This window comes from Chelativorans sp. M5D2P16 (assembly GCF_034427935.1).
Taxonomy (GTDB): Bacteria; Pseudomonadota; Alphaproteobacteria; order Rhizobiales; family Rhizobiaceae; genus Chelativorans.
In genome coordinates, this window is the sequence record NZ_JAXQNM010000014.1 from 1 (window position 1) to 9,774 (window position 9,774).

Consider the following 9,774-nt stretch of genomic DNA (forward strand, 5'->3'; position numbering starts at 1 on the left):
AGGTCAGGCCGCCGTCCAGCGTGTCGGTCAGGACCAGATCCTCGGTTGTCGCGGACCCCGTCACCGTCGCCGCCAGCGTATAGGTGATGGTGTCATCCTGCGAGACTTGCGTTCCGGTGGCCAGATCGGAGGTCTTCTCCGCCGAGATCTCCAGAACCAGCGGATGCTCGGTCGTGCAGGCGGTGCATTCCGGATCCGGATCGCCCCCGCCCTGGGTGGTAACCGTATTCGTCAGCGTGCCCTGCGCATCCGCATCGACCGTCGCCGTATACTCCAGCGTATATGATCCCGGCGCCGTACTCGTGGGCAATGTGCAGGTCAGGACCTGCCCCGCTGCCCCACAGGACGTGAAGGGTCCGGGCGCCGTCACCGCCGTGAACGTCAGGCCGTCGCTCAAGGTGTCGGTCAGTGTCAGCGGCTCGGTCGTCTCCGAGGTCCCTACGGTGGTCGTCACCGTGAAGGTGATCGAATCCCCGGGAAGCACCTCCTCGCCGCTTGCGGGGCTGGAGCTCTTAACGGTGCTGATTTCGGGTGCAGGCTGGATGGTGATTGTGTGCTCGGCGCAATGATCGGCATCGGTGCAGGTATCACCGGGCGGCAGAGGATCGCCGTCGTTGAACGGATCGCGTCCTCCTCCGACGCTGGCATGGTTTACCACGTCGCCGACGGCGTCGGCGGTGACCTGGACCGGCAGGGTGAACTGCGCGCTGTCGTTCGCCTCGCCGCTGGCGCCGAACAGCTGGCTGGTGGTGCAGGTGACGAGCTGGCCGCTGAAGGTGCAGCTCCAGCCGTCGACCGAGTGCGTCCCTGTCCAGTCGGGCAGGATGCCGTTCGGCAACTCGTCGAGCACCGTCACTTCGGCCGGCGGCGGGTTGTTGTCGGCGGTGCCCGTGGCAACCGGGCCGTTATTGGTGACGGTGAGCTGATAAGTGGCTTCGGGCTCGCCCACCCGCCAGGAGCCGCCGACGGCATTGCTGGTCTTTTCGACCGCCAGGCTGGGAGCGAGTACGGTGAGGGAGTGGTCCTCCACCTCGCCGTCGGGCGCCGTTCCCGTCGGCAGGGCGAGGGCGCTGGCGTCGTTGGAATAGCGCAGACGGATATAGCTGATGCCCGGCGTCAGGGTCTCCGGAATCGTCCAGGTGAGCGTGGCCTCGGTTCCGGTACACTGGGCCTCGGTCCGTTCGTCAGGATCAAACGCGCCGCTGCGGTCGAAGTCGATCCAAGCGGCAACCGTTCCCGTCCCCGTGCACAGGATCGTTTCGGTCAGTTCCTCACCGGTCTGGAGAACGCTTATCACGTAGTTTGCCGGCCAAGCGTCCTCCTCGGCCGCGCTTTCACCGTCGGCGCCCGGGGTGTGGATCGCGGAAAGTTCGGTGTCCGGCCCGCGGGTGCCGAGATAATCCTCGTCGGGCGGCAGGAGGCCGCCGGGTTCATAGCCAGCGGCGTTCAGGTCGATGGGGGTTCCATCCTGGGGGATGTTGTCGTTTGCGAATTCCATGTCGGCGACGAGATGCATGACCTCGCCGTATGAACTGGGCGCATCGGCAAAATCGGCATAAGGCGCAAGCATGCCGATCGCGATCGCGGTATTACCCCTGCCGCCGACGGCAAAATCCATGCTGACGTTGCTGGAGGGGTTGTTGAAGCGCAGAAACGACACCGCCGCCGTATTGTTGTTGGTGCCCGGCCCGAAGCGGATTGTCTGGCCATCCGTACTCTTCTGGGCCCAATATTCCCCGGCGCCAGGATTCTTCAGCATTTCGACCGCGAACCACTGGCCGTTGGCTGTGGCCTGCACATACTCTTCGCCGGTGCCATCGATCGACTCTGCGTCGGCCATCACCAGGCCCTTCAGCGGATAGGGGGCTCCGCCGAGGGTCGCGTTACAGCTGACAGTAAAGGTGGCCTCGCCATTCGCCACCATGATGCCGCTGATGAGCTGGTTTGCCGTGTCAGTGCCGCCGATATTGTAGAGATTATCCAGACTGTCGCCGCTCCAGTCGCCCGGGCGGTAAGAAGTCAAGGGATTGCCTCCGAGGTTCTGGAGGGAACACGTCACCACGAGGTTGATACCGCCGGCGACAGGCAAGGTGGCCGACGTGGTTGAAGCGACTGCAAGGGGCTGGCCGTGCGTGCCCTGATCCCCGCCGCCCCAGGTCAGCCACAGCACGTCGTCGATATACTGGCCGCTGCCGCCGGTCGCATATGCCGCCGCCTGGGCGGGCGTCGACGACAGAACGGCAAGGCTCGCCAACCAAAGAAGAGCGACGCATGCGCTGATCCATGAAAGTACCGGCTGGCCATATCCGCGCCGCTTCCCACGCGCACCAATGATGGCACGCTCGGAGGAATTCCCCGCCATGTGTATGCCCTCTTGCATGTTAGATGCTTGCCGCGTCCCGCATAGCGGCGCCCCACGGCCCCATAAGAGAGATTAGGAACACAACTTCGTTTGCGTCCGCACTCTGCCCCCTCACCAGAAGGTTCCCGTTCTGCCGCATTTTCCTTGCCCCCGAATGCATCGCGGCGGAATGCCGCATTGCCGATCGATCCCCCGTCGCCTGAGGACGCCGAATCTTGCCTCAGGCAGATGTTTTGAAAGTTGTTGAGGTTGGTATGACCTCGAATCACCTGCGTGCGGAATTAATCCGCCACCGGAAGAAGCATCTCTCTATCGGCAGGTCTTTCTGGAAACTGCTGTGCTTTTCGGAATACTGCGGCGCATCAATCCTATGCTTTGTCAAATTATCGATGTTGCAGAAATGGAACTGCTACCTTTGCGAATATCCCCCGGTGTGAGGTTGAGGCGCTGCCGCAACGTGGCGGTCAGGTGGCTCTGGCTGGAAAATCCGCTCAGATAGGCCACCTCGGCAATCGACAGGTCAGTCGTGCGCAGGAGTGTCACCGCCTGCTTGATGCGGAGACCGACGACATACTGGTGCGGGGGCCTACCGAAGGTGTTGCGAAACGCCCTGAGGAAGTGGCTGGGCGACAGTCCGACGATGCCCGCCATCTCCGCCGTCGTCAGCTTTCGGCCGTAGTTTTCCCTGAGGAACTCCTCGATACGTTTCGCTGCCACCGCCCCGAGTCGGTCCGGTTTATTGATCTTTATGAGATCAGCAACATTGCTGTAGTTGCGCAGGAGATTGAGCCCGAACAGCAGCAGCAGGCCGTCAATATAGACTTCGCTCAATATGGCGCCGCGGCTGGCCTCCAGCCGCATCTCCGTGGCAAGCCGCAGCGCCCGCTCGTCGACATGGCCCACGGCAGGCGGGCGCAGTTCCAGGTTGGCGACATTGAACTCCATCGCACCAAGGCGCTTGAGTTCGCCCGGCAAGTACCCGACCGCAACGCTTTCCCGCTGCACATCCCACTCACCGGCGCTCTCCACATCCGCGGGGGTGAGCAATAAGGTTCCGGCGGGTGCATCACACTCAATAAATTGACCGCTGCCTATACGTGATCGCATCCGAGGAACCGGCTTGAGCAGCACCTCGGCAAAGTCCCCGAATGATTTGAAGGTTACCGAGCCTGGCTCGAAGACGGCATGCACGAAGCCGCCGCGCTGCGCCGCGACCTTGCGTCCCGGCGTCGAAGGCACGGCTTCGAGGAGGCTTTCCACGGTGGATTGCTGCTGCAACGATGGCATGGCGAAAACGCAGTTCAATTCCATTAAGTACCGAGCTCCGGCTCGCATTACGCGTGGCCCGCCAGCGGCATGGAGCTTCTCCCGGCCACTCGCAAACAACCGCGCAGCATCGGCGACCGCCCGCCGGCGTCCCGAACGAGAGAGGGAATGAGCGCCGATCGTGTCCCAAGTGCGCTGGACCGGGAGACCGAACCCCATAATGAGGTTAAGAGACCAAGCTCCACCTGCCGACGTGTCAGCCACAAACCGGGTTAGACCGTTCAGCTCGGAGCAGCTATGTCTGCGGGTTGGGCCGCCTAGGGGGGCACCAAATCCGGAAAGACAGGAACGCTGACGGACGAGACGCTTCCTTCGAAACTCCGTCCATGATCGATACGCTTTAAGCGGTCATCGCTTTCGTGCACGCGGGAGTTTTTCAGTCCCTCGCCACTGCATCTGCTTCCCATAGTGCCTCCAATTCCTGCGCGTTCCGGTCGATTCTCCTTGCTTCGTAATCACGTGCAATGGCTTCCGATGTATCCGGCGCCGCCGGTCATCGGCACACGCGGCTTGCTCATGCGGCGCTCACCCGGTCGTCGGTCTCAAATCCGGCCCGTGCAGGTGACGCCGATCGCCGACGTGTGCCCGGCGCATGTGAAGGAGCGGAGGTGTCGAATGGGAAACATCCAATAGCTGCCGTGAGGCCGCCGCCCCATCGGTAGCAGTGCGCCTGAAAGGGATCCGCGCCTCGATTGGACACTCCCCTTTCGTTCTTCAGCTTTTGTAGACATTCTCTCTCCCATCACTTGGACACCACTTATGATGATCCGTGCGAATTCCCCGCATTCCACGCGAATGTTTTTTATTTGATTTGTCGACAATTAACTCTCTCGAGAGCCGGTGGCATCTGGCGAAAGTCATGTTCGAAGATGACGAAAGTCATATTTTTTTGCAGTCTGCTCGGCATTACACCATAGTGGGCGGGCCTTAGAGCTGGTTTGGAGAACGAATGATCGACCTCGCCGCTGAGCTGCAATCGGTCGCGGAAGCCGATGTCATAGGGCTTGCAATTATCGGCGCCGACAGAGCGATTCAGCGGAAAATCGGGCGCTTGGTGGATTGGCTCCCAACAAGGGGGCTGGACTGTTGCCAGTGCATGCTGCTGGTCGGAATGGAATCCGAATTGGTTGCCCTGGCCGAAGGACAGCGCGACATAATAGCCCTGTCGGGCGTGCGCGGTGCATCATCCGGACTGGATCATCCGATGACGGCGGCTATCGTCTGGAACAGGCACCAATCACACTACGTTGTGATCGCAATACCAGACTTTGCAGCGCACCAAGTCGGAATCCTGTTTGAAAGCGAACGCCGTGCCCGTCGCGTGATGGAGCAACAACTGGAGGCGGCCAACACCGAGGCGCGCTTCGCCTCGCTTGCGCGAGCCCGCCTACGGCTGGCACGCGACCTCCACGACACGCTCGTACATTCGATGATGGCGCTTCTTACCCAGATACGGGTAACCCAGCACTTTCTATCTACCGATCCCGCTCGCGTATCCGAAGGTCTTGCGGTCGCAGAAGAGGCCGCTGTAAACGGGTTGGCTCGCGCGCGCGATGCGATTGCCCGTCTTCGGATGCCCGATGACCTTGAACCGGCGGCAGACATCGAGGAGATGCTGCTTGAGTGTGCCGAACGGACCGGCACGGAGATCTCGGTGAACATCGACGATAACGCTCGCGATTGTTTGCGGAACTACGGCGTGACGGTGAAACGCGTCCTGAGCGAGGCATTGCGCAACATCGAGGCACACGCGAAGGCGCGGCGCGTACAGTTTCGTGCGACGGAAACGGAGACTGAAGCCGGCAGGAGATTCGTTGTCGAGATCTGCGACGATGGATGCGGTTTTGATCCCACCGTTTCAAAGCCAGGGCACTTCGGTTTGACCGGAATGTTGGAGTTTGCTGAACTCGCAGGCGGCGAATGCACCGTGAAGAGCGCGCACGGGGACGGAACGGTGGTACACTTATCGCTGCCGCCCATCGCGTCGTCGGAGGCCCCTGCTTCAGGCCCGCGTAAACCACGAGCAGTCGCAGGGTGGTCGAAAGGATAGTGGGGCGGGTGAGCAAGTTGCGTGAGCAGGTCGAACGGGTGCGTGTGCTGATCGCCGAAGATCAGACCTTGATTAGGGAAGGACTTATCACGCTCCTTGCACAACAGGACGACAATTTCGAAATACTCCCGGGTGCAGCTGACGGCGAGCAGGCCATCGAATTCACGCGCCGATACCGACCAGACGTCATTTTGATGGATTTGCAAATGCCGCGTGTCGGCGGCATTGCGGCTACTCAAAGGATCCTCCGTGAGTTTCCGAGTACCCATATTGTTGTCCTGACCACCTTTGAGACGGACGACTTGATCTTCGAGGCCGTTAGCGCGGGAGCGAAGGCGTATCTGTTGAAGGATGCCAGGATTGATGAGATTGCGGCAACTATTCGGGCGGTGACGAACGGCCAGTCGGCGCTTTCGCCAAGCGTAGCCGCGCGCATTCTCGAAGAACTCAAACGGTTGCGCCCCCGGCATGCTCCGGTAAGCCCTCGGGTTAACGACAGCCTGACGGCCCGGGAGAAGGAAATTCTCAGGCTCGTGGTCGAAGGCAAAAGCAACAGCGAAATCGGCAAGCACCTGCATTTGGCTGAGGGAACGATAAAGAACCATGTGAGCACAATCCTGGAAAAGTGCGGGGCTAGAAATCGAACCGAATTGGCGATAAGAACATTGGGTTTGAATTGAGTAACGGGGCATCCACACTTTCGGGGTGAAGCTCCCGAGAAATTTTGCGTTTTCTGCGGGCGGGAGCAAACTTCCTTCAGTAACGGCGGGGATAGCTGGAGAATAGCCATGCAGGTTGTTGATAATATTCATAACAGCGCGAATACAAATGCTTCTACCGGGGAAATGGAAGCGACAACGCGCCCCGAGGAGACGATCGAGCAGGTCCGTGATCTTTTATTTGGAAACGCCCAGCGATCGCTCGAAGATAAACTGACCCTCTTGAAGGAGGAAATGAGGTCTTCCATCAAAGAACTCAAAGAAGAGTTCGAGAAGGAGTTGGCGACTATACGGGCAATGGTCGAGGAGCTCGAGCGGAACAGCGAAAAGAGGCAACTCGACTCGCACAAGGAGATCGGCGCCGCGATTTCGCAGCTTGGTGCGACCGTCAGCGAATTGGGGTCACGTCGCACGGGCAGATAGCATGGCATCCGCAGTCGGCCAGGACCGCGAGTTCGAGCAGCTCAAGACGCTGCTCTTTCAAGCGGAGGCGACGCGTCTTGAGACGCTGGAATCAGATGTCGCTCGCCTCCAAGGGTATGTAGGCAACCCCAGTCGCCTTGAAGCGGCAACGGCAGACGTTTTGGTCGCCGCGCTGGAGCGTGCGGAAATCCGTCAGCCGCGCGAACTCGCAAACGTCATTGCCCCCTCCGTGGTTTCCGCAGTCAGGAGCGAGATCAGAAACTCGCGCGAGATGATGGTGGATACGCTCTACCCAGTTGTCGGGCGGCTGGTCAGCGCGGCCGTGGCTGACGCCTTCAGGCAACTGGTTGCGTTCCTGGAGGAGCGCATTGGCGCGCTGACCTCCGCGGAACTTTGGATCGGGCGCCTCAAGTCGCTTGTAACCGGCCGTCCGATCAGCGAGTTCGTGTTGGCGGATAACCACCCACTCCAGATCAACCGCCTGCTCATTATCGAACGTGGCAACGGACACCTCGTCGCAGACTGGAAGCGGGAGGGGATTCCTGACGAACGCGCGGACCTGATGAGCGCGATGGTCGCGGCGATTTTTGAATTTTCCATTCAGGCGCTGGCCGAAGAAGGCAGCCTGCAGAAGCTCGACTTCGGCGGAAGGGAAATCGTGCTTCGGGCCTCGCCAAGATTCATCCTGGCGGCGGAGTGCACGGGCCTCCTGCGTCCGCCCGACGAAGCCAGGATCAATTCGCTCTTCTATGACATGATCGAGAGCATGGGCCGCGGCTCGAACTGCGACGCTGCAACGCTCGCCGCACTGGCAAGCTCTATCAAAAATGATCCTCTATCACGCCGCAAGAAGAGGAGGAGGCGTGGAAGGATCCTCCTGCTCATCTTTACCGCTTTTGCCGCTGCCCTTGTCGCTTGGCTAGCAGGCATCATCGTGGCTCGCACGGTGCTGGAGCAGCGAACGAACGCTGCGCTGCAGCGACTTGTCGACGAGCAGCCGTTGCTGGCTTCGTTTCCGCTACGGCTGGACTTTGACCATGGCGATCAACGCTTGACGGTCTCAGGCATTGAGCCCAGCCAAGTGGACGTCCCCCCTTTGGTCAACACGCTGGCCGAGGCTGCGGCTCCGTACCGGATTGTAAACCGGATCGGCATTGTTCCCGGGTCGGAGCAATCGGCGGCATTGCGGACCGATATCGCCGCGGTGCAGCGGTCGCTTTCCCGCCTACAGGCGAGCATGGACGAAATGCGCGAGGCGATGGCCGAGGAATCAAGATCCAAGGATCAGCAGTTCGCCGAGTTGCGTGAGCAATACGATCGTCTGGCATCCCTTGTCGACAGTCCTGCAGAACGGCTCAACCGGTTCATGGCTACGGCGGCCGTATTCTTCCGCACGGGTACTGACGAATTCACCGACAGCGAAGAAGCAGAGCGCCAGTTGCGGCAGTTGGCAACGTTGCTTGAAAAGAGCGATCTGAAGGTTAGAATCGTCGGGTATACAGACGATACCGGATCGGCTTCCGCCAACAGGAGACTTGCCCTCGACCGGGCGCAGCGGGTGGGAGAAAAGCTGGCTTCTCTCGGAGTCGACTCCGCGCGACTGGTTATCGTTTCGCGCTCGGCATCAATGCCGATTGCCGACAGGGTCGGGGCAACAAACGCCGCAAATCGCCGGGTCACTTTCGAGAACGTGTTCCAAACCGAACCGGTCCAGTGATGCTCACGGCAAAGGTCATGCTGCTCGGTGATATGGGTGTCGGCAAGACGTCGATCATGTACCGCCTCGTGCACGATCGTTTCGACGGGCAATACATGACAACGCTTGGTGTCGAAGTTCTCGGTTATGATGTCCCTGCCGACAAGGGCGAACCGACGCGCCTTGTGCTGTGGGATACGGACGGCGATTTTGGAGAACGCGTTTTCGAAACCGTCTATGTTATGGGCGCTTCGGCTGCGATAATCGTGTCGGATATAACGCGGCCGCGAACGGTCACCCACATGGTCGATTTGGCACGCAGCTTTGAGTCAAAATTTCCAGGGAGGCCCTACAAAGCCCTGGTAAACAAAATCGATCTCACGAAAGATAGCGGAAATACCGGAGAGATCAGAGATCTTGCGCCCTCGAGCGTTAATTTTGTGAGCGCGAAGACCGGCACCGGGATTGCGGAAACCTTTGCCGCACTCGCAGAGACTATACGTCGCCGACAACTCTAGAGCACGTCCTGTGCTCGATGAATCGATTGTGATGTGACGCCAGCGTTCGCAGGTGATTCAACATCCATCTCGATGGAGGTGGATGATGGGAAGAGCACTGAGCGGGGATCTTCGGTCACGGGTCCTGAAGGCTTCGGACGAAGGCATGTCGGCGCGGCAAGCGGCGGCGCGGTTCGGGGTGGGCGTGTCGAGCGCGATCCGTTGGATTGCACGGGCAAAGATGGGCGAGCTGGCGCCGCGACCACAAGGCCGTCGCCGCGCCTCCAGCCTCGATGCGCATGAAGCCTTCATCGTCGGGATGATCGAGGAGCGCCGGGACATCACGCTGAACGAGATGGTGGACCGGCTCTTTGCCGAACAGTCGGTGCGGATCAGCCGCAGCGCCTTGAGCGCCTGGCTTCGCGGCCACGGCTGGAGGTTCAAAAAAGTCCGCACACGCACTGGAGCAGGACCGCCCAGACATCCTGAAACGGAGGTAGGTCTGGCTCGACGGCCAGCTCGATCTCGACCCAGCCAAACTCGTGTTCATCGACGAGACCGGACTGTCGACCAAGATGGCGCGCCTGCGCGGAAGAGCGCCACGCGGCGAGCGCTGCCGGGGCCGGCGTGCCGCACGGCCATTGGAAGACCACCACCTTCACCGGCGCGCTCAGGCTGACGGGCATGACCGCCCCCTTCGT

The 9,774-nt window shown here is 60.5% G+C and carries 7 protein-coding genes and 1 pseudogene; 6 read left to right on the forward strand and 2 right to left on the reverse strand.

All coding sequences use genetic code 11. The features are described from left to right. Window positions 1-2,362: CshA/CshB family fibrillar adhesin-related protein (locus SIN08_RS09185; RefSeq protein ID WP_322451289.1), on the reverse strand; the 2,362-nt coding region annotated here is incomplete at its 3' end. Between the two features lie 378 nt (window positions 2,363-2,740). Further along, window positions 2,741-3,673, reverse strand: coding sequence for an AraC family transcriptional regulator (locus tag SIN08_RS09190; protein ID WP_322451290.1), 933 nt, complete (start codon window positions 3,671-3,673; stop codon window positions 2,741-2,743). A gap of 964 nt (window positions 3,674-4,637) precedes the next feature. Here SIN08_RS09190 and SIN08_RS09195 point away from each other — a divergent pair. The 6 genes and pseudogenes from SIN08_RS09195 to SIN08_RS09220 all read left to right on the forward strand — a co-directional run. Next, the gene (locus SIN08_RS09195) at window positions 4,638-5,738 is read left to right on the forward strand and encodes a sensor histidine kinase (RefSeq protein WP_322451291.1); all 1,101 of its coding nucleotides are present in this window, start codon (window positions 4,638-4,640) and stop codon (window positions 5,736-5,738) included. Window positions 5,739-5,746: 8 nt separating this feature from the next. Continuing rightward, window positions 5,747-6,418, forward strand: a complete 672-nt coding sequence (locus SIN08_RS09200) for a response regulator transcription factor (protein ID WP_322451292.1) — start codon at window positions 5,747-5,749, stop codon at window positions 6,416-6,418. A gap of 108 nt (window positions 6,419-6,526) precedes the next feature. Further along, on the forward strand, window positions 6,527-6,880 hold the full coding sequence (locus SIN08_RS09205; protein ID WP_322451293.1) for a hypothetical protein: 354 nt from the start codon (window positions 6,527-6,529) through the stop codon (window positions 6,878-6,880). A gap of 1 nt (window position 6,881) precedes the next feature. Further along, on the forward strand, window positions 6,882-8,597 hold the full coding sequence (locus SIN08_RS09210; protein ID WP_322451294.1) for an OmpA family protein: 1,716 nt from the start codon (window positions 6,882-6,884) through the stop codon (window positions 8,595-8,597). Between the two features lie 17 nt (window positions 8,598-8,614). After that, window positions 8,615-9,094, forward strand: a complete 480-nt coding sequence (locus tag SIN08_RS09215) for a Rab family GTPase (RefSeq protein ID WP_322451295.1) — start codon at window positions 8,615-8,617, stop codon at window positions 9,092-9,094. An 85-nt stretch (window positions 9,095-9,179) separates the two neighbouring features. Beyond that, window positions 9,180-9,774 (forward strand): annotated as a pseudogene (locus tag SIN08_RS09220) (IS630 family transposase); the annotation flags it as partial.